The sequence below is a fragment of the Pannonibacter sp. CBAS1226 genome (assembly GCF_055685825.1).
In genome coordinates, this window is the sequence record NZ_JBVOUO010000008.1 from 162,067 (window position 1) to 185,862 (window position 23,796).

At 63.5% G+C, this 23,796-nt stretch carries 28 protein-coding genes and 3 tRNA genes; 18 read left to right on the plus strand and 13 right to left on the minus strand.

All coding sequences use genetic code 11. The features are described from left to right. Positions 1-10: 10 nt before the first annotated feature. Together pdxY and ispG are read right to left on the minus strand one after the other, a co-directional pair. Complete coding sequence (gene pdxY, locus AC0CMF_RS20265; RefSeq protein ID WP_374629117.1) at positions 11-895, minus strand: pyridoxal kinase; 885 nt, start codon at positions 893-895, stop codon at positions 11-13. Between the two features lie 42 nt (positions 896-937). Beyond that, positions 938-2,206, minus strand: a complete 1,269-nt coding sequence (ispG, locus tag AC0CMF_RS20270; RefSeq protein ID WP_058898569.1) for a flavodoxin-dependent (E)-4-hydroxy-3-methylbut-2-enyl-diphosphate synthase — start codon at positions 2,204-2,206, stop codon at positions 938-940. Between the two features lie 237 nt (positions 2,207-2,443). Here ispG and AC0CMF_RS20275 point away from each other — a divergent pair, with 237 nt between their 5' ends. From AC0CMF_RS20275 to AC0CMF_RS20290, 4 genes are all read left to right on the plus strand, one after another. Further along, positions 2,444-3,214, plus strand: a complete 771-nt coding sequence (locus tag AC0CMF_RS20275; protein WP_122522907.1) for a hypothetical protein — start codon at positions 2,444-2,446, stop codon at positions 3,212-3,214. Between the two features lie 155 nt (positions 3,215-3,369). After that, on the plus strand, positions 3,370-4,152 hold the full coding sequence (locus AC0CMF_RS20280) for a 3-hydroxybutyrate dehydrogenase (RefSeq protein ID WP_374629116.1): 783 nt from the start codon (positions 3,370-3,372) through the stop codon (positions 4,150-4,152). Beyond that, complete coding sequence (locus tag AC0CMF_RS20285) at positions 4,152-5,207, plus strand: patatin-like phospholipase family protein (protein ID WP_050473904.1); 1,056 nt, start codon at positions 4,152-4,154, stop codon at positions 5,205-5,207. Before AC0CMF_RS20280 ends, AC0CMF_RS20285 begins: the two co-directional genes overlap by 1 nt. A gap of 352 nt (positions 5,208-5,559) precedes the next feature. Continuing rightward, positions 5,560-6,405, plus strand: a complete 846-nt coding sequence (locus tag AC0CMF_RS20290) for a pentapeptide repeat-containing protein (protein WP_208977118.1) — start codon at positions 5,560-5,562, stop codon at positions 6,403-6,405. A gap of 177 nt (positions 6,406-6,582) precedes the next feature. Here the strand turns inward: AC0CMF_RS20290 and AC0CMF_RS20295 are convergent, their stop codons facing one another. From AC0CMF_RS20295 to AC0CMF_RS20305, 3 genes are all read right to left on the minus strand, one after another. Continuing rightward, the gene (locus AC0CMF_RS20295) at positions 6,583-7,386 is read right to left on the minus strand and encodes a MipA/OmpV family protein (RefSeq protein ID WP_050473903.1); all 804 of its coding nucleotides are present in this window, start codon (positions 7,384-7,386) and stop codon (positions 6,583-6,585) included. A gap of 175 nt (positions 7,387-7,561) precedes the next feature. Further along, positions 7,562-7,636, minus strand: a tRNA-Gly gene (locus tag AC0CMF_RS20300). Between the two features lie 66 nt (positions 7,637-7,702). Further along, positions 7,703-7,777, minus strand: a tRNA-Gly gene (locus tag AC0CMF_RS20305). A gap of 259 nt (positions 7,778-8,036) precedes the next feature. Between AC0CMF_RS20305 and AC0CMF_RS20310 the strand changes: the two genes are divergently transcribed. The 4 genes from AC0CMF_RS20310 (at position 8,037) to AC0CMF_RS20325 (ending at position 10,608) form a co-directional block, all read left to right on the plus strand. Continuing rightward, the gene (locus AC0CMF_RS20310; RefSeq protein WP_019965362.1) at positions 8,037-8,558 is read left to right on the plus strand and encodes a prolyl-tRNA synthetase associated domain-containing protein; all 522 of its coding nucleotides are present in this window, start codon (positions 8,037-8,039) and stop codon (positions 8,556-8,558) included. A gap of 98 nt (positions 8,559-8,656) precedes the next feature. Continuing rightward, a complete protein-coding gene (gene trxA, locus AC0CMF_RS20315; protein WP_206110725.1) occupies positions 8,657-9,643 on the plus strand; it encodes a thioredoxin in 987 nt (328 codons plus the stop codon). 59 nt (positions 9,644-9,702) lie between these two features. Next, positions 9,703-10,380: an LON peptidase substrate-binding domain-containing protein gene (locus tag AC0CMF_RS20320; RefSeq protein WP_122522814.1), complete on the plus strand. Its 678-nt coding sequence runs from the start codon at positions 9,703-9,705 to the stop codon at positions 10,378-10,380. 24 nt (positions 10,381-10,404) lie between these two features. Beyond that, complete coding sequence (locus AC0CMF_RS20325; RefSeq protein ID WP_019965359.1) at positions 10,405-10,608, plus strand: Trm112 family protein; 204 nt, start codon at positions 10,405-10,407, stop codon at positions 10,606-10,608. A 21-nt stretch (positions 10,609-10,629) separates the two neighbouring features. Here the strand turns inward: AC0CMF_RS20325 and AC0CMF_RS20330 are convergent, their stop codons facing one another. Together AC0CMF_RS20330 and AC0CMF_RS20335 are read right to left on the minus strand one after the other, a co-directional pair. Next, positions 10,630-10,953 (minus strand): DUF167 family protein, encoded by a 324-nt coding sequence (locus AC0CMF_RS20330; RefSeq protein ID WP_122522812.1) that lies wholly within the window; start codon positions 10,951-10,953, stop codon positions 10,630-10,632. Beyond that, the gene (locus AC0CMF_RS20335) at positions 10,953-11,243 is read right to left on the minus strand and encodes a YggT family protein (RefSeq protein WP_055455798.1); all 291 of its coding nucleotides are present in this window, start codon (positions 11,241-11,243) and stop codon (positions 10,953-10,955) included. The genes AC0CMF_RS20330 and AC0CMF_RS20335 overlap by 1 nt, the downstream gene beginning before the upstream one ends. Before the next feature lie 238 nt (positions 11,244-11,481). On the opposite strand from AC0CMF_RS20335, the gene AC0CMF_RS20340 reads away from it, so the two are divergent. The 6 genes from AC0CMF_RS20340 to AC0CMF_RS20365 all read left to right on the plus strand — a co-directional run bounded on the left by AC0CMF_RS20340 (position 11,482) and on the right by AC0CMF_RS20365 (position 15,611). Further along, a tRNA-Ala gene (locus tag AC0CMF_RS20340) sits at positions 11,482-11,557 on the plus strand. Positions 11,558-11,778: 221 nt separating this feature from the next. Then, the gene (locus tag AC0CMF_RS20345) at positions 11,779-12,261 is read left to right on the plus strand and encodes a mobile mystery protein A (protein WP_058898561.1); all 483 of its coding nucleotides are present in this window, start codon (positions 11,779-11,781) and stop codon (positions 12,259-12,261) included. Continuing rightward, the gene (locus AC0CMF_RS20350; RefSeq protein WP_374629114.1) at positions 12,261-12,848 is read left to right on the plus strand and encodes a mobile mystery protein B; all 588 of its coding nucleotides are present in this window, start codon (positions 12,261-12,263) and stop codon (positions 12,846-12,848) included. Before AC0CMF_RS20345 ends, AC0CMF_RS20350 begins: the two co-directional genes overlap by 1 nt. Positions 12,849-12,924: 76 nt before the next feature. Next, entirely contained in the window at positions 12,925-13,329 is a 405-nt protein-coding gene (locus tag AC0CMF_RS20355; protein WP_374629113.1) for a YchJ family protein, read from the plus strand. Between the two features lie 91 nt (positions 13,330-13,420). Further along, entirely contained in the window at positions 13,421-13,882 is a 462-nt protein-coding gene (locus AC0CMF_RS20360) for a TspO/MBR family protein (RefSeq protein WP_374629112.1), read from the plus strand. Between the two features lie 100 nt (positions 13,883-13,982). Further along, complete coding sequence (locus AC0CMF_RS20365) at positions 13,983-15,611, plus strand: AMP-binding protein (protein WP_374629111.1); 1,629 nt, start codon at positions 13,983-13,985, stop codon at positions 15,609-15,611. 43 nt (positions 15,612-15,654) lie between these two features. On the opposite strand, the gene AC0CMF_RS20370 is transcribed toward AC0CMF_RS20365, so the two are convergent. The 3 genes from AC0CMF_RS20370 to AC0CMF_RS20380 form a co-directional block, all read right to left on the minus strand. Continuing rightward, entirely contained in the window at positions 15,655-16,536 is an 882-nt protein-coding gene (locus AC0CMF_RS20370; protein ID WP_374629110.1) for an MBL fold metallo-hydrolase, read from the minus strand. Between the two features lie 24 nt (positions 16,537-16,560). Next, the gene (locus AC0CMF_RS20375) at positions 16,561-16,998 is read right to left on the minus strand and encodes a protein tyrosine phosphatase family protein (RefSeq protein ID WP_374629109.1); all 438 of its coding nucleotides are present in this window, start codon (positions 16,996-16,998) and stop codon (positions 16,561-16,563) included. Positions 16,999-17,059: 61 nt separating this feature from the next. Then, positions 17,060-17,707: a peroxiredoxin gene (locus tag AC0CMF_RS20380; RefSeq protein ID WP_374629108.1), complete on the minus strand. Its 648-nt coding sequence runs from the start codon at positions 17,705-17,707 to the stop codon at positions 17,060-17,062. Between the two features lie 105 nt (positions 17,708-17,812). On the opposite strand from AC0CMF_RS20380, the gene AC0CMF_RS20385 reads away from it, so the two are divergent. Next, positions 17,813-18,715 carry a hydrogen peroxide-inducible genes activator gene (locus AC0CMF_RS20385; RefSeq protein WP_186392388.1) on the plus strand — a complete coding sequence of 301 codons (903 nt, stop codon included), beginning with the start codon at positions 17,813-17,815 and terminating at the stop codon, positions 18,713-18,715. Between the two features lie 62 nt (positions 18,716-18,777). On the opposite strand, the gene AC0CMF_RS20390 is transcribed toward AC0CMF_RS20385, so the two are convergent. The 3 genes from AC0CMF_RS20390 to xth all read right to left on the minus strand — a co-directional run bounded on the left by AC0CMF_RS20390 (position 18,778) and on the right by xth (position 22,198). Further along, complete coding sequence (locus tag AC0CMF_RS20390; RefSeq protein ID WP_374629106.1) at positions 18,778-19,887, minus strand: GNAT family N-acetyltransferase; 1,110 nt, start codon at positions 19,885-19,887, stop codon at positions 18,778-18,780. After that, positions 19,880-21,325, minus strand: a complete 1,446-nt coding sequence (locus AC0CMF_RS20395) for a lipopolysaccharide biosynthesis protein (RefSeq protein WP_374629105.1) — start codon at positions 21,323-21,325, stop codon at positions 19,880-19,882. The genes AC0CMF_RS20390 and AC0CMF_RS20395 overlap by 8 nt, the downstream gene beginning before the upstream one ends. A gap of 63 nt (positions 21,326-21,388) precedes the next feature. Then, a complete protein-coding gene (gene xth / locus AC0CMF_RS20400) occupies positions 21,389-22,198 on the minus strand; it encodes an exodeoxyribonuclease III (protein ID WP_374629104.1) in 810 nt (269 codons plus the stop codon). A gap of 236 nt (positions 22,199-22,434) precedes the next feature. On the opposite strand from xth, the gene AC0CMF_RS20405 reads away from it, so the two are divergent. Genes AC0CMF_RS20405 through AC0CMF_RS20415 form a run of 3 tightly spaced genes read left to right on the plus strand, consistent with a single transcriptional unit; the run spans position 22,435 to position 23,794 of the window. Further along, complete coding sequence (locus AC0CMF_RS20405) at positions 22,435-23,169, plus strand: glycoside hydrolase family 25 protein (protein ID WP_082206042.1); 735 nt, start codon at positions 22,435-22,437, stop codon at positions 23,167-23,169. A 54-nt stretch (positions 23,170-23,223) separates the two neighbouring features. Continuing rightward, a complete protein-coding gene (locus tag AC0CMF_RS20410) occupies positions 23,224-23,508 on the plus strand; it encodes a type II toxin-antitoxin system RelE/ParE family toxin (protein WP_374629103.1) in 285 nt (94 codons plus the stop codon). Next, entirely contained in the window at positions 23,480-23,794 is a 315-nt protein-coding gene (locus AC0CMF_RS20415; RefSeq protein ID WP_374629102.1) for a HigA family addiction module antitoxin, read from the plus strand. The genes AC0CMF_RS20410 and AC0CMF_RS20415 overlap by 29 nt, the downstream gene beginning before the upstream one ends. Positions 23,795-23,796 lie beyond the last annotated feature (2 nt).

The following is a 23,796-nucleotide window of genomic DNA, read 5'->3' on the forward strand; positions in this document are numbered from 1 at the left end:
CCCGGCCCGGTCATCGCGCGCCGGCGCTCTCCATCACCCGGCGGGTGCTGACCAGCGCCATGGGGCGGCAGAGCGTCTGCTGTTCGGCGGCGTAAAGCAGCTCGTTGGCGCCCTGCTTCACCGTGCGGGCAACCAGCTCGAACACGGAAGCGGCCGCCCGCACCAGCGCCTCGTCCTCGTCCATGCCTTCCAGCAGACGGGCCATGAACAGGGCGGAGAAGAAATCGCCCGTGCCATGGGGCGGATTGTCGATGGCCGCGTGTTCGGCCGCAACGGCGCCGCGCCGGCCCACCAGAAGGTTGGAGATGGAATTGCGCCGCAGCGCCGGGGCAGAGGTGACAACCACCCGTTCCGGCCCCAGATGCCGCGCAGCGGACAGGGCCTGCAGCTCCGAATCGGTTGGCCGCCCGGTCAGCCAGGCCAGCTCGTAACGGTTCGGCGTCGAGATATCCGCCAGCGGCACCAACTCGTCGCGGATGGCGGCAGCGGTTGCCTCCGGCACATAGAGGCCTTCCAGATCGCCGATCACCGGATCGCAGAGATAGGTCACTTCGGGCCGCAGCTTGCGCAGCGCCTTGATCAGCCGCGCAACCGCTGTGGCCTGTTCCGGCGAGCCAAGGTAGCCGGTGATGACCGCACCGATCTCCGGCAGGAAGGGGGAAGCTGCCAGATCCGCCGTGATGGCGTCGAAATCCGTCATCGGCGCAACGATGCGCTGACCGCGCCCGACCAGCGGCTGCCAGGGCAACAGGATGGTCGGCAGATACCACACCGGGAAGCCCAGACGCTCCAGCGCGAAGACCGCACCGCGCCCGCCCACACTGCCACGCACCACCTGTGATGTGATCACCAGAATGGCCGGCTTTGCACCGCCGTCCTTCACCGCATTCAGCATTCCGGCAACTCCTGTTTCAGCACTGCGGCCGGGAGGGCGAACTCACTCCTGCGCAGCGGAGGGCAATTCCAGCGGCTTGCCCGAACCGTATTTCTGCTCGATATAGCCCAGCACCATGGCCTTGAAGTCGTCCGCGATAGAGGGGCCGCGCAGGGTCATGACCTTCTCGCCGTCGATGAACACAGGGGCGGAAGGCGATTCGCCCGTGCCCGGCAGCGAGATGCCGATGTCGGCGAATTTGGACTCGCCCGGCCCGTTGACGATGCAGCCCATCACCGCGACGTTGAGGTTCTCCACCCCCGGATACTGCTCGCGCCAGACCGGCATCGACACGCGGATATGCTCCTGAATGTCGCTGGCCAGCTCCTGGAACACGGTCGACGTGGTGCGCCCGCACCCCGGACAGGCCGCCACCACCGGCACGAAGGCGCGGAAGCCCATCACCTGCAGCAGCTCCTGCGCCACCTGCACCTCGCGCGAGCGGTCACCGCCCGGCTCCGGCGTCAGCGACACGCGGATGGTGTCGCCAATGCCCTGCTGCAGCAGAATGCCCATGGACGCCGCTGAGGCGACGATGCCCTTGGTGCCCATGCCCGCCTCGGTGAGGCCCAGATGCAGCGCATAGTCGCAGCGCGCCGCCAGATCCGCATAAACGGCAATGAGGTCCTGCACATTGCTGACCTTGGCGGACAGGATGATCTTGTTGCGGGCCATGCCGAGGCCTTCGGCCCGCTCGGCCGAGAGAAGCCCGGACTGGATGATCGCCTCGCGCATGACGGCAGACGCCGCAATCGGATTGGCGCTGGAGGCGTTCTCGTCCATCAGCTTCGTCAGAAGCTCCTGATCGAGCGAGCCCCAGTTGACGCCAATGCGCACCGGCTTGTCATATTTCTGGGCGATGTCGATGATCTGCGAGAACTGGGTGTCGCGCTTGGCCTTGAAGCCCACGTTGCCCGGATTGATGCGGTACTTGGCCAAAGCCTCGGCACAGGCCGGATGGTCAGCCAGCAGCTTGTGGCCGATGTAATGGAAATCGCCGATCAGCGGCACATTGATGCCGATGCGCTCCAGCCGCTCGCGGATGCGCGGCACGGCCGCGGCGGACTCGTCCCTGTCCACCGTGATGCGCACCAGCTCGGACCCGGCCCGCGCCAGCGCGGCGACCTGCGCCACGGTGGCATCGGCATCCGCCGTGTCCGTGTTGGTCATGGATTGCACGACGACGGGCGCATCGCCGCCCACCATCACGGAACCCACCTGCACGGCAACCGACCGGCGCCGGGGCAGGCGCATCGGGACATACTCGCTCATCAGATCAGCCAACCTCGTATTCACCCTCCGCCCGCACCGGGGACGGGCGCTTTTCATGGCCTGATTAAATTGGCTCTCACATAAGGGCAATCAAGAACCGCACGCAAGGCGCGATGCAGCGCATCAGCGCGGCAAACTGTGATCCGGAGCACTTGCGCCGCCCCGCCGGACCGGCCTATAGACCTGATGATTGCACTTGGCATTTCCTGCAAGTGACAAGACCAGCCTGGAGCCCCCATGTATTCGGATATCCTGCATCAGTCAGCGACCCTGATCCGCCAGAACATCAACATCGCCTTCCGTATTGCCGGATCGTGGATGGTGATCATGCTGGTCATCAATGCCCTGACCGATGCAAGCGAAGGCATCCCGGGCCTGAATATCATTCTGGCCCTGGCCGGTTTCGTGCTGTCACTGGTCAGCGGCGCCTCCATCGCCAGCGGCTGGCACCGGTTTGGCCTGCTGCAGGAACAGCCCGGCCTCATCCACCTGCGCTTTGGACTGTATGAGCGGCGGGTACTCTGGCGCATGGTGCAGACGGCCCTGATCCTGATGGGGCCGATCATCGGCATCATCCTCGTTGCCATGATGTTCAACGCTTTCGTGCCGCATATCATCATGGTGGTGCTGCTTGCCGGGCTGACGGTCCTGACCATTGCGCTGATGTACCGCATCAGCTTCATCGTCCCGGCCTCTGCCGTTGGCCACCACCTGCCGGTGGCAGAAGCCTTCCGCATCAGCAAGGGCTATGCCGGGCCGATGTTCGTGACAACGCTTCTGCTCAGCATTCCGGTGATCCTGGTCCTCGGCCTTGCCATTGCAGGCGGATATCAGATCCTCGCCGGTGGCTCGATCATCCTCGGCTTCGTGGTTCTGGCCGTCTTCGGCACGCTGCTGCAGATCATCACCACCACCATTGGCCTTGCTGTCGTGACCGTGGCCTACAAGGACGTCGCGGAAAAACTCTGGGCTGAAAACCCGGACAATCCGATGTTCGCCCAGCACTGACGGACAGCTGCAAGCAGGCGGGGCAGCGCCCTGCAAAAGCTCAGGCTTTCATTACCGATTTGTCACGCAACCGCATCAGCGCAACTGCGTTGTTGCAGTGCAAGGCAGCTTCATGTGAAGCTGCGGCCGGAATTCGGTCAGGGAGCCTGAAAGACATGCTGAAGAACAGAAACGCCGTCATCACCGGATCCACCTCCGGCATCGGCCTTGCCTATGCACGGGCGCTGGCAGCCGAAGGCGCCAATGTGATGATCAACGGCTTTGGCGACAAGGACAAGATCGAGGCCGAGCGCTCCGGCATCGAAAAGGACTTCGGCGTCCGCTGCCTCTATTCGCCCGCCGACATGACCAAGGGCGACGAGATCGCCGCCATGATCGCCACGGCGGAGAAGGAATTCGGCAGCGTCGACATCCTGATCAACAACGCCGGCATCCAGCATGTCTCGCCCATCGACGAGTTCCCCGTCGACAAGTGGAACGCGATCATCGCCATCAACCTGTCTTCGGCCTTCCACACCATCCGCGCCGCCCTGCCGGGCATGAAGGCGCGCGGCTGGGGACGGATCATCAACACCGCCTCCGCTCACGCGCTGGTCGCCTCCCCCTTCAAATCCGCCTATGTGGCCGCCAAACACGGCATTGCAGGCCTGACCAAGACGGTTGCGCTGGAAGCTGCCGAAAATGGCGTCACCGTCAACGCCATCTGCCCGGGCTATGTCTGGACGCCGCTGGTCGAGGCCCAGATCCCCGACACGATGAAGGCGCGCAACATGACCGAGGACGAGGTCAAGCGCGAGGTGCTGCTGAAGGCTCAGCCCACCAAGGAATTCGTCACCGTGGAAGAAGTCGCGGCTGTTGCCGTCTTCCTGTGCTCGGATGCAGCCAAGTCCATCACAGGCACGCTGCTGCCCGTCGATGGCGGCTGGACGGCCCAGTAATGACAGAGGCCAGAAAGCGGAACGTCCCGCCGCGCAAATCCGCACCGGGGCGCAAGGTCATCAATCTGGCCCTTCAGGGGGGCGGCGCCCATGGCGCCTTCACCTGGGGGGTGCTGGATTATCTTCTGGAAGATGACCGCTTCGAGATCGACGGCATCAGCGGCACCTCGGCCGGCGCGATGAATGCGGTGGCCCTGGCCTGCGGCCTGCACGAGGGCGGAGTGGAGGGAGCCCGGGAGCGTCTGCGGACCTTCTGGAAGAAGGTCAGCCAGCACGCCTATCTCAGCCCGATCCGGCGCTCACCGCTGGACATGGCCCTTGGCCAGTGGAGCCTCGACTTCTCGCCGAGCTACATTGCCATGGATCTCATCTCCCGCTTCGCCTCGCCCTACGAGTTCAATCCGCTCAACATCAATCCGCTGCATGAGGTGCTGAAGGAGATCATCGACTTTGACTCCGTCCGCGCCTGCGGGCGTGTGCGGGTGTTCGTGTCGGCCACCAATGTGCACACCGGCAAGATCAAGGTTTTCAGCGGAGACGAGCTGACGGCCGATGCCGTGATGGCCTCCGCTTGCCTGCCGCAGGTGTTCCAGGCGGTGGAGATTGACGGCGTGCCCTACTGGGACGGCGGCTACATGGGCAACCCGCCGCTCTATCCGCTGTTCTACGAGACCGGCACGCAGGACCTGCTGCTGGTGCAGATCAACCCGATCGAGCGCAAGGAAACCCCGAAGACGGCCCGCGAAATCCAGAACCGGATGAACGAGATCACCTTCAATTCCACGCTGTTGCGCGAAATGCGGTCCATCGAATTCGTGCTGCGCCTTCTCAACGAAGGCAAGCTGAATGAAGAGGACTACAAGAAGGTCAATTTCCACCGCATCGACGGAGAAGCCCTGAAGCCGCTTCAGGCCTCCTCCAAGTCCAATGCGGAATGGGCCTTCATCGAGGAGCTGTTCTCCATCGGCCGCAAGACCGCAGCCGGCTGGGTGGAGCGCAATTACGATGCCGTTGGCGAGCGCTCGACCGTCGATCTGCGCTCGGAGTTCCAGTGATTAATAGAAATTAACCGGAATTTGCATTCTGCCATGCATAATAAAATCAATAACAAAGATAAACATCATTAAACCAAATAAAACGCACGAAGATCAGTTTTATCGACAAAGAAAACCTTTTGGAAACCACTCCAATCCTAATGTCGGGAAGCTGATTGTCAGGTTGTGCGTCGTCAGCGATTGCGGACGGAAGGAAGTGGCACTGCGACCCGCTACTTCCTTCCGGCCCGCAGCACTCTTCCCCTCCATCTTTGAAATGCAGACCGGGACAAGATGTCCGGCTGTGCAACTCTGTGCTTTCCGCCCGGCCCGGTGAGGGCTAAAAGAGGCGCGGGGGCGCAGGAGGTTGGACATGGCACTGCGATTGACATCGAAACTTGCAGGAGCGCTCATCCTGACGGCCCTCGCATTGCTGCCGCAGGGCTCGCGGCGCGCCTTTGCACAGACGGCGGCCCCGCAAGGCACATTCGACCAGATCACCGCACAGAATGGCTGCCCCGGCTGCGACCTGAAGCTGGAGAGCCTGCGCACATTGAAGCTGGACATGCCGGATTTCACCGGCGTCAACCTGCGCGAGGCCGATCTGAAGGAAGCCATTCTCACCGGCGCCAGGCTCGCCGGCGCTGACCTGCGCCGCACGGAACTGGAGCGCGCCAACCTCGATGGGGCGGACATGACCCGCAGTTCCATGCGCGGCGTGGATCTGGAGAAGGCATCCCTGATCAAGGCAAGGCTGTCCGGCTCAGACATGCGGGACGCGGATCTGAATGACGCAGTGCTGACCAGCGCCAAGCTGGACAACACGGATCTGCGCAACGCCAAACTGACCCGCAGCATAGCCATCGGCGCCAATTTCTCCGGCAGCAAGATGGACGGAGCAAGTCTGGAACGGGCGGACCTGAGCAGTGCCATGCTGGACAATGCCCGCCTGCCCTATGCCGGTCTCGACCGGATCATCGCGGTGGATGCCAGTTTCCGCAATGCGGACCTCAGCGGCACCCGCATCACCAGCGGCGACCTCACCGATGCCGACCTCTCGGGCGCCAACATGACCGGCGCACTGCTGCGCAACACCCGCCTGCCCGGCGCAAAGCTGAAGGATGTGCGCGGGCTTGACCCCAAGCGCATGATCAACCTGTGCGGCGACGCGCGCACCGAATTGCCTGCCGGCTTCGAGCCGCTGAAGCCTTGCTCGTGAGTGGCAGGGATAGAATCAAAAGGGCCGCCCCACCGGACGGCCCTTTTTTCATGTCTGTCAGCGGGTAATACCAATGCTCCATGAGCTTGACTGATCGAGCATTGGTTAAGCCCGTGCGGCGCTTGAGCATTTTCAAGGCGTGATGCGTCAGCATCGAAAGCCTTGGTATAACGCAACTCAGAACGCGTCGAAGGAGAACCGGTAGGTCACGCCGGTGCCGATGGTGTACTGGTTGCGGCTGCCGCGGTTGCGGACGATCGGGCTGCGGGCCGCATCGCCGATCAGCCGGTCATAACCGCCTTCCACATGCAGCTTCACCTGATCCGTCAGATCATAGCTGGCGCGGGACGCAACGCCGATGCTCTTGAAGCCGCCGCTGGCGCGGAACTCGTTGAGCCCGCTGGCCTGGGCCTCTGACGGCGAAACGCTGAAGTAGGTGTCCATGTAGCGGCTGGAGGCAAAACCGAGGCGCGGACCGGCGCTGAGCTCCAGCTTCGGCATCGGCTTCATGATCAGGTCAGCGCCGATCTGACCGGTCTGCCCCTTGTGACCGTTGAAGCCCTGGCGCAGCTCGCCGAACACCCGGAACCCATCGCCCTGGAAACCGGCACCCAGCCCTGCTTCCAGCGCCCAGTCCACCTTGCGGGTGCCGCTGAGCTTCGATGTATCGGTCGGACGGCGCTGTCCGATGAAGTTGAAGGACGGGTAGAAATAGATGCCCGTGCGCGCCTGGCCGTCAGCCACCTGCCCCAGAATCGGCAGATAGAAGCGGCTGACGTAGATCAGCGGAACCGGTGACACCAGATAGGTATCCGCGCCGTCGTAACGCGGCTTGACCAGGGCACCGACACCCAGATCCAGCACATACTGATGGCCGGAGGTGCCGCTGGAGGAACCATAGGAATAATCCTGCGCGGCCGCCGGAAGGGAGGCACCGGCAAGAGCGGAGGTCAAGGCGAGAAGAGCGAACTTGCGCATCATGGGTGGGGTCTGTCCTGAACGAACTACTGAGTGGGACGGATCTTAAGGCAAATTGCGATAAAGAGTTTAACAAAAGGGTAATTTTAACGAGCTGTTGCCAATGAGCACCGCACGGATTTGCAACCCGCTCTGCAGACATTAAAAAAGGCCGCCTTGCGGCAGCCTTTTTCGAAACTGGAGCGGGCGATGGGATTCGAACCCACGACCCCAACCTTGGCAAGGTTGTGCTCTACCCCTGAGCTACGCCCGCACAAATCCGGCAAGCCGGATGGGTATCCTCAATGACGCTGGACCAGATTGCCGATTGACCGGAAACTGGAGCGGGCGATGGGATTCGAACCCACGACCCCAACCTTGGCAAGGTTGTGCTCTACCCCTGAGCTACGCCCGCTTAAGCGCTGCAGAAAGCCGTCTTGCGAAGGCCCGCCGCTGAGGTGGGCTGTATATGAACCAAGCGGCCTGCGAATGCAACAGGCTTTTTTGACCCGGCTACGGCTTTTTCCGCCGTGTGGACGAGCTGTGGACAGAAGGCCGCAACGCGCCCTTTGCCTGCCCGCGGGAAGCCTTGCCGCGCAAGACCCTGATCAGCTAGAAGCATGGAAAGAGAGAGATTTTGCGGCCTAAGCGGCGGGCGGGAAGCGGGAGACGGCATGATGGCAACACGCAGCGAGCTGCTGGCATTTCTGGATGATCTTGGGCTCGAAACCAGCACCACGGATCACCGGCCGGTGTTCACGGTGGCGGAATCCGAAGACGTGCATGCCATGATCCCCGGCGCCCACACGCGCAACCTCTTCCTGAAGGACAAGAAGGGCCGCATCTTTCTGGTGGTGGTGCTGCATGATGCCACGGTGGATCTGAAGCAGATCCATACGCTGATCGGCGGACAGGGCCGCGTCTCCTTCGGCAATGCTGACCAGCTGATGGAATGCCTTGGTGTGGTGCCGGGCTCCGTCACGCCTTTTGGCCTCTACAACGACCGGGAAGCGCAGCGCGTGACGCCCATTTTCGACGCGGCGATGATGCAGCACGAGGTGCTGAACTTCCACCCGCTGTCGAACGATGCCACCACCACCATTTCCCGTGACGGCCTGCTGGCCTTTGCCCGCGCCTGCGGGCATGAGCCGCAGGTGCTGGCGGTAACGGAAGAGGCGAAGGCGCAGGGTTTGTAATTCCCCCGCCGCCGCGCCATGTTAAAGACAAAGCGAACTCCTGACGGCTCACGCGCCATGCTGTTGAGCCGTCCTTGTGACGACAAGGGAAAACGACGATGAGCGGTGGAAACTTCAGCATGGGCGGTCAGGCCGGCGGCTCCTTTGGCGGCAGCTACGGCAGTTCCGGTTATGGCAGCCAGCAGCCTCAGACCCCGGCTCCGGCGGCAGGTGCAGACAATCTGATCTTCGACGTCACCACCCCCACCTTTGCAAAGGCCGTTCTGGAGGCCTCGCGCAACCAGACGGTGCTGGTGGACTTCTGGGCCCCCTGGTGCGGCCCCTGCCGCCAGCTGACCCCGGCGCTGGAAGCCGCCGTCAAGGCCGCCAAGGGCGCCGTGCTGCTGGCCAAGATGAACATTGACGACCATCCGGAAGTGGCGGGCCAGCTCGGCATCCAGTCGATCCCGGCCGTCATTGCCTTCAAGAACGGCCAGCCGGTCGATGGCTTCATGGGCGCCCAGCCGGAAGGCCAGATCAAGGCCTTCATCGAGCGTGTGGCGGGCCCTGCCCCTGCCTCGCCGGTGGACACCTATCTGGCCGAGGGCGAGGCCCTGCTGGAAGCCAAGGATTACGGACAGGCCGCCCAGATGTTCGGCGGCGTGCTGCAGATGGACAGCGCCAACACCCGCGCCCTTGCCGGTCTTGCCCGCTGCTATCTGGGTGCCGGGGATCTGGCCCGCGCCCGGCAGGCGCTGGAGATGATCCCGGAAGAGGCCCGCAAGGACGCGACGGTCGCAGCTGCCTTTGCCGCGCTGGAACTGGCCGAACAGGCCGAACAGCTGGGCGATCTTGCCGGGCTGCAGGCGAAGGTGGAGGCAAACCCCGACGACCATCAGGCCCGCTTCGATCTGGCGCTGGCGCTGAACGGGCGCGGTGATCATCAGGGTGCCGTCGATCAGCTGATCGGCATCATCCGCCGCGACCGCAGCTGGAACGAGGACGGCGCGCGCAAGCAGCTGCTGCAGTTCTTCGAGGCCTGGGGCCCGAAGGAGCCGGCCACCAATTATGGCCGCCGCAAGCTGTCGTCAGTGCTGTTCTCCTGACCTATATGTCCCTTGGCGGGCGTTTGTCCGCCCAGGGACAATCCATGCGAGGTGACACGATGAAGGCGGGAAACGCGAGCTACACGAGTATCAAGGACCTGCCCGCGACGCTGCCCGTCTTTCCGCTGCCCGGCGCCCTGCTGCTGCCGCGCACCCAGCTGCCGCTGAACATCTTCGAGCCGCGCTATCTGGCCATGGTGGATGCGGCCCTTGCCGGCCAGCGGCTCATCGGCATGGTGCAGCCATCCATCACTGACGTGCAGGACGGATCAAAGCCCGCGCTGTCCCGCGTCGGCTGCGCCGGGCGGATCACCTCGTTTCAGGAAAGCGGCGACGGCCGTTACCTGATCTCGCTTCAGGGTATCGCCCGCTTCCGCATCACCGAAGAGCTTCCGGCGATGACGCCCTTCCGGCAGGTGGCCTGTGACTTCCTGCCCTATCTGCCCGATCTGGAGACCGGCCGCGGCGAAGGCGAGGTGGACCGGGAAGGCCTGCTGCGCGCCTTCCGCGCCTATCTCGACGCCCATGACATGGAAGCGGACTGGGACAGCGTGGAGCGGGCCGAGACGGAAGTGCTCGTCAATGCCCTGTGCATGATGAGCCCCTACGGCCCGGCGGAAAAGCAGGCCATGCTGGAAGCCGCCGACCTCAAGACCCGCGCCGAGACGCTGGTCGCCATCACCGAGATTGACCTGGCGCGCAGTGCAGGCCATGAGGGTGGCCCGACCCTTCAATAAGACCCGAAAGACCGGAACGCCCAGATGACGGAAACCGCCGCTTCACACAGTGCCAGACAGATCGACCGCAAGATGCTGGAGCTTCTGGTCTGCCCGCTGACCAAGACCACGCTGGAATATGATGCGAATGCGCAGGAACTGATCTCCCGCGCCGCCAAGCTGGCCTATCCGATCAAGGATGGCATTCCGATCATGCTGCCGGACGAAGCGCGCAAGATCGAAGACTGACCACCGCTCGGCGAGAATAGCTTAACCGCCACATACCGCCTCAAGTGCGGCCATCAGCGTGTCCGGCTCGCCGGTCACATGCAGTGTCTTGATGCGGGCGGTGGAGCCTGCCGCGAGGGATACGGCGGATTTGGGCAGGCCAAGGGTTTTGGCCATCAGCACCTCAAGCGCGGCATTGGCCGCGCCCTTTTCCGGCACGGCCCGCACACGCGCCGCCAGCACCTGGCGGCCATCGGACAGGGCGGACAGGCCATCCACCCGGTCATGACCGGAACGCGGCGTCAGGCGCACATCGACGCTGACCCCGCCTTTGACCGGACGCCAGGGCCTATCCGGCCCCGTCATCAGAAGACGGCGGGGTAGATGTAGCGGATGATGACGTTCTGCAGCAGGAAGATCAGCAGCAGCAGCACGATGGCCGAAAGGTCCAGCCCGCCGACCGAAGGCACCACGCGGCGGATCGGGCGCAGCAGCGGCTCGGTGAGGGCATAGAGCGTCTGGCCGATGGTCGCCACGAACTGGTTGCTCATGTTCACCACATTGAAGGCATAGAGCCACGAGAAGATCGCGCTGGCGATGATCACGTAGGTATAAAGCTGAAGGACCAGCATGAGCACGTCCAGAATTGCACGCATGAATGAGTTCCGCTTTGTGATGGCGTTCCGTTCTCCATGATGTAGCGGCGCACAGGTGCCGCCGCAAGGCATCATGTTGAACAGGATTAAGTGACGGGCACTTGCGCTGCCCCTGGCTTGCGCGCCAGAGGCACCAGACAGCACCGCGCTCCCACCCGCACCAGCAGGACGCGGCAGGGCGTAAAACCACGTGCTTGACAGATCTTCGGAGCCCCTCCTAAATTCCGCCACCTGCTCAGGGGCCGTAGCTCAGATGGGAGAGCGCTGCAATCGCACTGCAGAGGTCAGGGGTTCGATTCCCCTCGGCTCCACCAGCAGGTTTTTTATTTTGATTTTCCCTTCAGTTTCAAATCTGTGACGCGGCAGGTCCAGCCACCTGCACGCCCATTCTGCGCGGCCTGCCATAAGCGCTCACAGGCAAATCTGATTGCTCTCTGACGCCCAAGCACGGCGCAATCACCGTTCATATATCGATATATATCCCCTTTGACACAAAATGGATATCAATCCATACTCTTTCAGCATCAGAAAGAATATGGATGAATATACCGTGCCAAGCGTCAAAGACACCGCGATGCGCCAGTATGCAAGGCTTCTGGACCGGGCGGGAGAGCAACTCGGGCAAGTGACCCCTCCTGCCGGCGGCTGGATTGCGGCCATGCGCAAGGCTCTCGGCATGTCCGCTCCGGCGCTGGCACGGCGGCTGGGCGTGACAAAGGCGGCGGTCTATCAGGCAGAACGCAAGGAACTGGAGGGCGGCGTAACCCTGCAGCACATGGAGAAGCTGGCCGAGGCTCTGGGCGGGCGCTTCGTCTATGCCATCGTGCCGGAGGGCAGCGTGGAAGAGATGCTCGAAGCCCAGGCCCGCAGCAAGGCGGAAAGCATCATCCGCCGCGCCAGTGCGCATATGGCACTGGAACAGCAATCCCTCACCCAAGATCAGATTCAGGCCGAGATCGGCCGGCTGAGCAGCGAGATCTTGCGTGAAAGGCCTTCGGACTTCTGGGAGAAACCCTGATGTTCAGGGAGCCTGAAGGCGCAACACCTCTCGATCCGGACGAGATGGAAGGGCTCAAATTCACGCATATCACAACGCGTGGAGAGCTGGATGAACTGGAGCAGGCCAACATCATCCAGGGCCTGCGCTGGCTTTCGCGCAGGCGCGGCGGCGATGTGCTGACCGATGACTTCCAGCGCACGCTTCACAAGCGGTTGTTTGGGGAGGTCTGGTCATGGGCCGGAACCTACCGGCTTCGCGAGAAGAACATTGGAATCGATCCGGTGCAGATTGCCGTGCAACTGCGCTATCTGCTCGATGACGCCGCTTACTGGGCGGAAAATGCGACATTCAGCCCACTCGAAGCCGCATCGCGGTTTCACCACCGGCTGGTGCAGATCCATCCCTTTCCAAATGGCAACGGCCGCCACGCCCGCATCTCTACAGATGTCTACCTGGAAAAGCGTTTCGGTCATCCCCCGGTCGAGTGGGCCAACGGCTTCGACCTGCAAGCAGACAACCTGCGCCGCACCGCCTATATTTCAGCATTACGGGCCGCAGATGCGATGGATATGGAACCACTCCTTCGCTTCACGGGAGCAGTGTAACACCTCCCACCTCGACGCCCCCTCCCATCCGCGCTAGATATCAGCCCTTGATCCTTTCCATTGCGGGCCTCCCCTCATGACTGATGCATCCCCCTGCCCCTGCGGTTCTGGCCAGGCCCTTGCGCTGTGCTGCGGGCCGGTGCTGGCGCGCAAGGTTGTGGCGGGGACGGCGGAGGCGCTGATGCGTTCGCGCTATAGCGCCTATGTGATGCAGGACATTGCCTATCTGAAGGAAACGCTCTGGCCGAAATATCAGCCGGGCTTTGATGAGGCGGCCACCGCCCGCTGGGCATCGGAGAGCCGGTGGACGGGCCTCAAGGTGCTGAAGACCACCGGCGGCGGACCGGATGACCGGGATGGAACGGTGCTGTTCGAGGCGCGGTATCTGTCTTGTGCACAATTGCACATCCACCGGGAACTCAGCCGTTTCCGCAAGAAATCCGGCCGCTGGTACTATGTCGACGCCATGGAGGAGACATGAGCGCGGCAACTCGCCACGCCGGTGCTGACTGATCTGAGGGAACAGACGGAACGGGACGCGAACCCCATTTCCAAACCTCTGGAGACACGTAATGACACGCAAGCCACCGCTCCCCCTTCTCACCGTCTTCCTTCTCATCAGCGTCGGCGGCGGACTTCTGATCGGCGCCACGAACCTGCCCGGCGACTGGTATGCCGGTCTCACCAAACCCTCCTTCACCCCGCCCAACTGGCTCTTCGGCCCGGCCTGGACCGTGCTCTACATCCTCATCGGCATTGCCGGCTGGCGCAGCTTTGGGGCCTGTGCAGGCTCCACCCTGTTCCGGCTGTGGGCGCTGCAGATGGTGCTGAACTTCGCCTGGAGCCCCACCGTCTTCACCCTGCACCGGCTGGATGCGGGGCTCGGCATCATCCTGGCGCTGCTGGCGGCGATCCTCGCCTTCATTGCGGTGGGCTGGCGTCGTGACAGGCTGGCGGCCCTGCTCTTCGTGCCCTATGCCGCCTGGGTCGGCTTTGCCACGGCGCTCAATCTTGCGCTGGTGCAGCTGAACTGACCCCGCCTTTGGCTGGATGGACTGTCAGCTTTACCAAGGTTATTGCACCGCAGCACGGAGGGGGATAGGCTCCGCCTCCGGTTTGTGACGGGACAAGGCCATGCTTCAGCGGGCAGCAGATTTCGGCAGCTTGCGGCGCCAGTTCACCTGGCAGCTGCCCGAGCGCTACAACATCGCATCTTCCACCTGCGAGGCATGGGCCGCCGCTGAACCAGAGCGGCTGGCCATCCGCGAGATTGGCGAGGACGGCAAGGCCACGGACTGGAGCTATTCGGCGCTTGAGCGCGCCTCTGCACAGCTTGCCAACGCGCTGTCTGCAAAAGGCATATCGCAGGGCGACCGGGTGGCCCTGCTGCTGCCGCAATGCGCCTGGACGGCGATTGCCCATCTCGCCATCTACCGCATGGGTGGCATTGCCGTGCCGCTGGCGGCCCTGTTCGGCCCCGAGGCCCTGCGCTACCGGCTGGGCGATTCCGGTGCGCGGGCGCTGATCACCAATGATCAGGGCCTTGCCAAGGTGCTGCCGCTCAAGGCAGATCTGCCGGGGCTGGAACTGCTGATCACCACCGGCGCGCCGGACGGCGGCAGCGAGAACCTCTCCGCCCTTTGCGCCAGGGCACGGGACAGTTTCGCAACCCTGGACACCAGCCTCCATGATCCGGCACTGATGATCTACACCTCCGGCACCACCGGCCAGCCCAAGGGCGTGCTGCATGGCCACCGGGTGCTCTTGGGCCATCTGCCGGGCATCGAGCTGTCACAGGAATTTCTCGGCCAGCCGGGCGACCTGCTGTGGACGCCGGCCGACTGGGCCTGGGCGGGCGGGCTGCTGAATGCACTGTTCCCGGCCCTGCATCTGGGCGTGCCGGTGATTGCGAATGCTGCGCGCAAGTTTGACCCGGAGGCCGCCTTCGCCCTGATGGAGCGGGAGGGCGTGCGCAATGCCTTCATCCCGCCCACGGCGCTGAAGATGCTGCGGGCGGTGGACAGCCCCGCCAAGCGCTTCCGCCTTGCCCTGCGCAGCATCGGGTCTGCGGGCGAGTCACTGGGCCGTGAGGCCTATGACTGGGCGAAGGCTGAGCTGGGCCTGCCGGTGAATGAATTCTACGGCCAGACCGAATGCAACGCGGTGCTCGGCTCTTGCGCGGGGCTCGGCATCAGCCGGGCGGGCGCCATCGGCGTTGCCATTCCCGGCCACGAGGTGGCGGTGATCGATGAGGCGGGCAATCCCCTGCCGCCCGGCACGCTGGGGCAGATCGCCATCCGCCGGCCCGATCCGGTGATGTTCCTCAGCTACTGGAACAAGCCGGAGGCCACGGCGGAAAAGTTCATCGGCGACTGGATGACGACCGGCGATCAGGGCGAGATGGACGCCGATGGCTATGTCCATTTCACCGGGCGCGATGATGACCTCATCACCTCCGCCAGCTACCGCATCGGCCCCGGCGAGATCGAGGATTGCCTGTTGACCCATCCGGCGGTGGCGCTGGCTGCCGTCATCGGCAAGCCGGATCCGCTGCGCACGGAAATCGTCAAGGCCTATGTGGTGCTGGCAGATGGCCACAAGCCGTCGCCAGAGCTGGAAGAGGCCATCCGCATCCACGTGCGTGACCGCCTCTCGGCGCATGAATATCCGCGCGAGATCGCCTTCATCAAGGAATTGCCGATGACCACCACCGGCAAGATCATCCGCCGCACCCTGCGGGATCTGGCAAGGAACGGCGGTTAAGCAAGGTCAAGGCGCGATGTGTCAGGCTCATTGAAGGCCGGTATCAGCCCCAGTCTGCGCCCGAAAGCACATCAAGCGGCAGTTTCATGTAGCGTCGGCCGTTTGCTTCCGGCTCGGGCAGGCGCCCGCCATTCATGTTGACCTGCAAGGCATGCAGGATCAGCTTGGGCATCGGCAATGTTGCATCCCGCGCTTCACGGGCAGCCACGAACCCGGCCTTGGACCGGTACTTGGCCATGTGAATATTCGCGGCCTTCTGCGCTGCCACCGTGGACTCCCACTGCGGCTCACGCCCACCCGGCTGATAGTCATGGCCGGTGAATATCCGCATCTCGTCCGGAAGCGCCAGAATTGCCTGGATCGTGTCCCACAGCGCCTCCGCGTTGCCACCGGGGAAATCGGCCCGTGCGGTGCCGCTGTCCGGCTGGAACAGCGTGTCATGCACGAAGGCTGCATCCCCGATCACATAGGTGACCGAAGCCAGCGTATGCCCCGGCGAGAACATCACTCTGGCCGGGATTGAGCCCACCATGAATGTGTCCCCATCAGCAAACAGCCTGTCCCACTGATGGCCATCGGCAGGGAAATCCGGCCAGTTGTAGAAGCCTTTCCAGAGGTTCTGCACCGCGGTCACCTTTTCGCCGATGGCGGTGGGCGCTCCGGTCTTTTGCTTGAGATAATGGGCGGCAGAAAAATGGTCAGCATGCGGATGAGTGTCGAGGATCCAGGTTACGCGGTAGCCCTTGTCAGCCACAAAGCGCAGGATCTCATCGGCATGGTCTGTGCCGGTCTGGCCGGACTTTTCGTCATAGTCATAGACCGGGTCGATGATGACGCAGTCTTTTGTGATGGGATCTGCGGCGACATATTGCACTGACCAGGTCCGGGGATCGAAAAAGCCGGTCACTTCGGGTTTTGCGGTCATGGAAAGGCTCCTTTCGGGAAAAGCTCAGGGATGGGCGGCGGTGCTGGCGGCAAGCCAGTTCAAGGCGCCAGTCGAATCGCAGCCAGCGCGGCCCGCCAGATCCGTCAGTTCTCCGGCGCTCATGCGTCCGGACAGGACTTCGCCGATGGCCCAAAGGGTGAAGGACCTTGCGCCTGAGCGGCAATGCGCCAGCACAGGACCGGATGCAGTGTCGAGCGCGGCGCCAAAACCAAGCGCCGCTTCTGCGCTCAAGGTGGCGTCCGTCACCGGCAGGTAGACATAGCCAAGCCCGGCTGCCGTGCCTGCACGGCCAATTTCGTCCTGTGCGGGCTGACCGGCTTCTTCACCGTCCGGCCGGTTGTTGACTATGGCAACAAACCCGAGGCGCCGGATTTCGGGGATGTCTGCGGCAGAGATCTGGCCTGTAACAGACAATTTGCTGGTGATGCGGATTGGGGTCATTTTGCTGGTTCTCACGGAAGGGCGGTTGGCTGGCGGAGGCGGAACCGCCTCCGCATACCGGTCAAAGGCTGCGGGTCGAGAAGTACCAGTCGACGGTGTTGTAGCCTTCGCCAGCGCGGGCTTCGGCTTCTTCCGGCGTTTTTGGGGCAGGCACGATGACCGGCTGTCCCGGCACCCAGCCCTCGGGCACGGCGCAGCTGTTGGCATCGGCCGTCTGCAGGGCCACGACAAGGCGGTGAATTTCCGCGACCGCGCGGCCCGCGTTCATCGGGTAATACAGCATGGCCCGCAGGATGCCCTCGGGGTCGATCACGAAGGTGGCCCGCACCGCCGCCGTGTCAGAGGCCCCCGGCATGATCATGCCGTAGTCATGGGCAACCTTCATGCTGAGATCGGCAATGATGGGAAACCCGATATCCGTGCCGAAGTTCTGCTTGATGTTGCGCGTCCAGGCGATGTGCGAATGAGTGCTGTCGATGGACAGGCCTAGGAGCTGGGTGTCAATCGCGTCGAACTGGTCCTGCAGTTTGGCAAAGCCAATGAACTCGGTGGTGCAGACCGGCGTGAAATCGGCCGGATGCGAGAACAGAACCAGCCACTTGCCCCGGAAATCCGCCAGCGTCTTGCGCCCGTGGGTCGTCGGGGCATCAAAATCCGGGGCAGGCTCGTTGAGACGGGGCAGGCCTTGCGTCGTGGTGGTGGAAGACATCTGGGAACCTCTCTGTTTCATGCTGTCGGTGACAAAGAGGTAGACGGCCCCCAATAATATATGAAATTGATTATATGACTAAGTCTTATTGAGATTTTCAATGATATGCCCAGCCTTCGCCAGCTCCGCTTCCTGACCGCTCTTGCTGATACGCTGAATTTCTCGCGTGCAGCTGAAATGTGCCACGTCACGCAGCCAACCCTGTCCACGGGCCTGAAGGAGCTTGAAGGACGCCTTGGCGTGGTCCTGGCCGAACGGACCCGCCAGTCCGTGATGCTGACGCCCGCAGGCAAAGACATTGCAGCCCGGGCGAGGATCGTGCTCGCCGGGATCAAGGATATCGAGACCGCGGCACAGCAGCGCAGCGGCGCCCTGCAGGGAGAAGTCCATCTGGGTGCGATCCCGACGGTCGGTCCTTTTCTTCTGCCCCGCGCCTTGCCGCAGATCCGGCGCAAATGGCCGGACTTGAGGGTTTTCCTGCGCGAAGAACTCACGGAGAGCCTTGCAGCAGGGCTTGCAGACGGCCGGCTTGACGTGATCCTGGCTGCCCTTCCACACGATCTCGGTGATGCGGTTGTCGAGCCCCTGTTCCAGGACGGCTATCAGCTTGCAGTCAGCACAAGCCATCCTCTGGCGGCGCAAGGACCGGCCAGCCCAGAGGATCTGTCCCAAACTCCGCTGCTGCTGCTCGAGCGCGGCCACTGCCTGCAGCGCCATGCACTTTCAGCCTTTCCCGGCATCGATCTGCGGCCGGACGAAAGCTTCGCGGCAACCAGTCTGCCCACGCTGGTCTCAATGGTCGAGGAAGGGCTCGGCATCACCCTGCTGCCCAATCTGGCGGTTGATGCCGGAGTGACACAGGGCCATGAGCTTGCATTGCTTCCATTGCCCGGCACCTGCCCGCGTCAGGTGGTGCTGGCATGGCGGCCCGGCTCTCCCCATTCGGCAATCTTTCTGGAGATGGCCGCCCTGTTCAGGCAGGTGCATGCCGCGGCACAGCGCATGTGACGTCCGCCAGCATATATTTTGCCGGCTTATGATCCATATTTCAGGTCCGCTTTCCGGATGCTCTAACGCCGCCGCAAAACCCGCCGCGCCAGCGCCTTGGCGGCGCGGAAGGCGAAGGCATCCAGCTTGTGCAGCCGGTGCAGCAGAGCGCCCGCCGCACCGCGCATCAGCACGGGATGGGCATAGGCCATGCGCCCGCGCCACAGGGGCTCGATCATCGGATGGCCGGGCACGGCCAGCGAATCCCCGCCGAGCGGCAGCGCCGGATCGGCAAGCGTCGTCCGCATGGCATGCAGCGCCAGATGCTGGCCGGGCGAAAAGCGGGCAAAGCCTTCGTCAAAGGCAATCTTCCAGGCAAAGGCACGCCCGCCTGACGTGATAACCGCGAGCAGGGCCAGCGGCTTGCCATCGAGCCGCATCCGGTCCAGCCGCAATCCATCCAGGCCCGCGAGCCGGGCGGCAAATCCTTCCGCAAAGCGGCGCGTCGCCTCGCGGCTCGCCAGCGCCGTCGCGCCCCTGCCCTTCCAGCCGGAACGCTCCAGCGCCAGAAACTCTGCCATTGCGGCCAAGGCTTCAGCGCCGATCAGGCTGTCGAAGACCAGTTCACCCTCTTCCGAGAGGCGGCGCTTCAGCCGCTCCATCTCCTTGCGGCGCTTGGTGGTCAGGGCGGCGGCAAGCTGGGCCTCGCCCTCTGCACCGCCATCGTGGGACGCGCGCTCTTCCACAGGCCCTTCCAGCCAGCGCCAACTGACGGCGGCCGCCGTCAGCCGCTCCGTCACGGCACCGGCCACGGGCAGAAACGGCAGGCGCAGGACCGGAGACCCGGCGGCAGCTGTCTCCAGCAGCAAGGCCAGCGCTTCATCCGGCGCCTGCGGATGCACCAGAGGAACACCAAGCGGGCCATATTCTGCCGCCCAGAACGTCCGCTCCCGGAAGAGGAAACCGCAGCGCCGTAGCGCAACGGGAGCCGCTGCCAGCCAGTGCCCGCCACCCCTTTCGCGCACCACGGCAAGCCTCAGGTCAGACGGCCCGAGATGGGCGGCATAAGGCACAAGAAAGGCCGGGGAGAAGAAGGGGTTGGGGCTCAGCGCCTCGCCGGCAAGTGCTTCCCATTCCGGCGCATCGGCCACCGGCAGCAGCAAGCCTTCCAGTTTTTCAGCCGTTTCAACCATTGCGCCCCTCCCGGCGCAGCGCGAGGGAGAAGGCGAAGGGCGCAAAGGGCAGCACGCCAAGGCGGCGGCGGGCCACAAAGATCAGCGCCAGCGCCTCGCCGGTGATGGCAAGGGATGTTGCAACAGCCGCGCCCATCAGCCCGAAAGGCGGGATCAGCAGCAGGTTCAGCCCCACATTGAGCACGAAGACGCCGGAATAGATGGCCGCACAGGCCTTCTGCAGGCCGCACATGGTGAGCAGCACATCCGCAGGCCCGGCGCTGGCCCGCGCCAGCACGCCGATGAGCAGCACGGCGATCAGCGGCGTGCCCGCCTCGAACCCCGGCCCGAACAAGGCCAGCAGAAAGGGCGCGGCGGCGATCAGCACGCCGGCAGCCCCAACCGAGGGCCAGAAGGTCCAGAACCCGGCCCGGCGCACATAGGCCTCAAAGGCGCTGCGGCCCGCGGCCTCATGAGAGGCGCCATGCAGGGCGGCGAAGCGGTGGGCGGAGGCGGCACGCACGGCGAAATAGATGAAATGCACCAGCGCCAGTGTTTTTGAGGCAGCAAAATAAACCGCCACTTCGTCGGGGCTCTGCCAGAAGCTGACCATGATCACATCGGCGCTGGTGACGAGCTGTAGAAAGCCCTCCACCAGCAGCATGGGCAGGGAAACCGCCAGCCACAGGCGCGGCGCATGGGCCCGCGGGCCCGCGGGCAGCTGCCGGCCAATCACCCGGTTCAGCCGCCACAGCTGGTCCAGTGCCACCAGAGCACTGGCAACGGCCCCGGCCAGCACCGCGGTGGCGGCATTCACCGCAAGCCCCGCCTGAAGGGCGAGGAACAGCAGCAGCAGGATCAGCAAGGGCCGCCAGATGAAGCTGGGCATCAGGCCCAGATCCGGCCGGTCATGCACTCTTGCAATGCCATCCTGCACACCTGCGAGCGCAAAGGACGGCAGGGCCAGCATTGCCAGCATGAGGGGCTGCACATAGGCCGGATCGAGAATGGGACGCAGCAGCAGCACCATCAGCGCCACGGCCGCGCCGATGACGCAGGCCACCAGAAAGACAATCACCCGGCTGGCCGTGAGATAACCGCGCAACAGCGCCAGCGCGCCCTCACCCCGGTAAAGCGGGATGAAACGGCCGGGTGACGAGGAAAAGCCGAGGCAGGCGAACAGGGCGAGGATCATCACCACGGTCCAGACGACCGAATAGATGCCGTAGTCAAATGCGCCCATCCAGCGGGCCATCAGCACTTGTGCCACATAGGCGAGCGCAGCACCGGCAACGCGGATGGCCAGCGTCACCAGCGCGGCCTTGCGGGCGCCCCCGCCTGCAAGGCGCAGCCAGAGCCGCTGAAGACCCGTTGCCTGTTGCCCGGCCTTTCCGCCGCCGTCTTGCGCCTGCACCAGATCCAGCCCCCAGCCCCTGCCCCTGCCCCATTGCACATCCATTGACCGCACGATCCTGCCACGGCGGACTTAAGATTATGCCAAGGCCGGATCTTCTATCCGGCGTCAGACCTCCAGCCGCGCAATCACCGGAACGTGGTCGGAGGGCTTTTCCCAGCCTCTCGCAGCACGCAGCACTTCGATGCCGCGGGCGTGCGGGGCAAGGCTCTGGGTCATCCAGATGTGATCGAGACGGCGGCCCTTGTCGGCAGCATCCCAGTCCTTCGCCCGGTAGCTCCACCAGGTGTAGAGCTTGTCGGACATGGGCACGTGCTGGCGCATCACATCCACCCAGTTGCCGCCGGTGCGGATGGCTTCCAGCAGTTCCGTCTCCACCGGCGTATGGCTGACGATCTTCAGCAGCGCCTTGTGCGACCAGACATCATGCTCATAAGGCGCGACGTTGAGATCCCCCACGACAACGCCCGGGCGTGACGCCTCGTCCCCGGCCAGCATTGCCTTCATCTCGGCCATGAAGTCGAGCTTGTGGCCGAATTTCTCGTTGATCGTCCGGTCCGGCTCGTCGCCGCCTGCCGGCACGTAGAAGTTATGCAGGCGGAACGAACCGCCATTGAACGGCACGCTGGCGGCAATGTGCCGGGCATCGCCCTTGCCGCAGAAATCCCGCCGCTCGACAGCCTCCAGAGGGCGGCGCGAGACAATGGCAACGCCGTGGTAGCCCTTCTGGCCACTGATCTCCACATGCTCATAGCCCAGCTTGCGGAACGCGCCGAACGGGAAATTGGCATCCGGGCACTTGGTTTCCTGCAGGCACAGCACATCCGGCGCGTGGGTGCTGAGAAAGGTTTCGACAATCGGCATGCGCAGCCGGACGGAGTTGATGTTCCAGGTGGCAAGGGTCAGGCGGTCGGTCATGAAGAGGTCCGTAGGTGTGAGCCGGGACAGGCTGTGCGGCGGGCGTGACAAGTCTGGACAAGCACGTGACCCGGTGTTGCCCCGCCCGTCAAGCCGGTTTCAGAGCGCAAAGACGGTGCACCACAGGCGGGGTAACCGCAAATGCCCCATTCCCGCCACGATTTTTCTACGATCCGTTAGGACTTTTCGCGCAATTTGACGCTAGGTGTTTGTAATTCGTTAACCCGGAGGAACACGTGTTCCGGCGCCCGCGCTTCCTTGCCATGCTTGCCCTTACCGCGCTTCTGTCCTCCTGTTCGGGGGTGGAGTACCGCGATCCCATGCCGCAGGACTTCCCTGTCCACGGCATCGACGTGTCCCGCTGGCAGGCGGAGATCAACTGGCATGAGGTCAAACGGGACGGTGTCGAATTTGCCTTCATCAAGGCGACCGAGGGCGGTGATTTCATCGACCCGATGTTCGTGACCAACTGGTATGCGGCCAAGGAGGCCGGTGTGCCGCGCGGTGCCTACCACTTCTATTATTTCTGCCGCCCTGTCGAAGAACAGATCGCCTGGTTCATCCAGAATGTTCCGCGCGATCCGCAGGCCCTGCCGCCGGTGCTCGACATGGAGTGGAACCACATCTCGAAAAACTGCCCGAAACCGCCCCCGGCCGACAAGATTGCCGCAGATGTTGGCGTGTTCCTGGATGCCGTCGAAGCCCATTACGGCAAGCGCCCGATCGTCTACACCACCATCGACTTCCACCGGGACGTTCTGGTCGGCAAATACACCGCCCACGACTTCTGGCTCAGGTCGGTCGCCAGCCATCCGAGCTACAAATACGACCGGCGCGACAACTGGGTCTTCTGGCAATACACCGCGCAAGGCACCATCAAGGGCATCAAGGGCCCCGTCGACCGCAATGTCTTCTTCGGCACCCGGTCCCAATGGCAGCAGTGGCTGCGTGGCGAACTGCGGCGCAAGTGATCGCAGCCTGAAATAACGCATGGCGCCATATAACGTCATGCGTTATAGTTACCCATGATCCAGAGCTTTGCCGATCCTGAAACGGAACTCATCTGGTCGGGGCGCGTGAGCCGGCGCCTTCCGTCCGCCATACAGTCCGTTGCATTGCGCAAGCTCCGCATGCTGAATCAGGCAAGGGTCATCAATGACCTGCGCGTGCCACCGGGCAATCGTCTGGAGGCCCTGAAGGGCGATAGAACCGGCCAGTTCAGCATCCGCATCAATGATCAGTGGCGCATCTGTTTTGTCTGGCAGGAAGGAGGTCCGGCACATGTCACCATCACCGGCTACCACAGCTGATCTTTTGCCGAACCCGCATCCGGGCGAGGTTCTGCTTGAGGACTTTCTCAAGCCGATGGATCTCAGCCAGAATGCCCTTGCGCGCGCGCTGGATGTGCCGCCGCGGCGCATCAATGAAATCGTGCTCGGCAAACGGTCCATCAGCGCTGACACGGATCTGCGGCTTGCGCGCTATTTCGGCGTCTCGGAAGGGTTTTTCCTTGGCCTTCAGGCAGACTATGACCTGATGCAGCGGCGCCGTGAAATCGCAGAAGATCTGGCTCAGATCAGTCCCCGCGCCGCATAGGC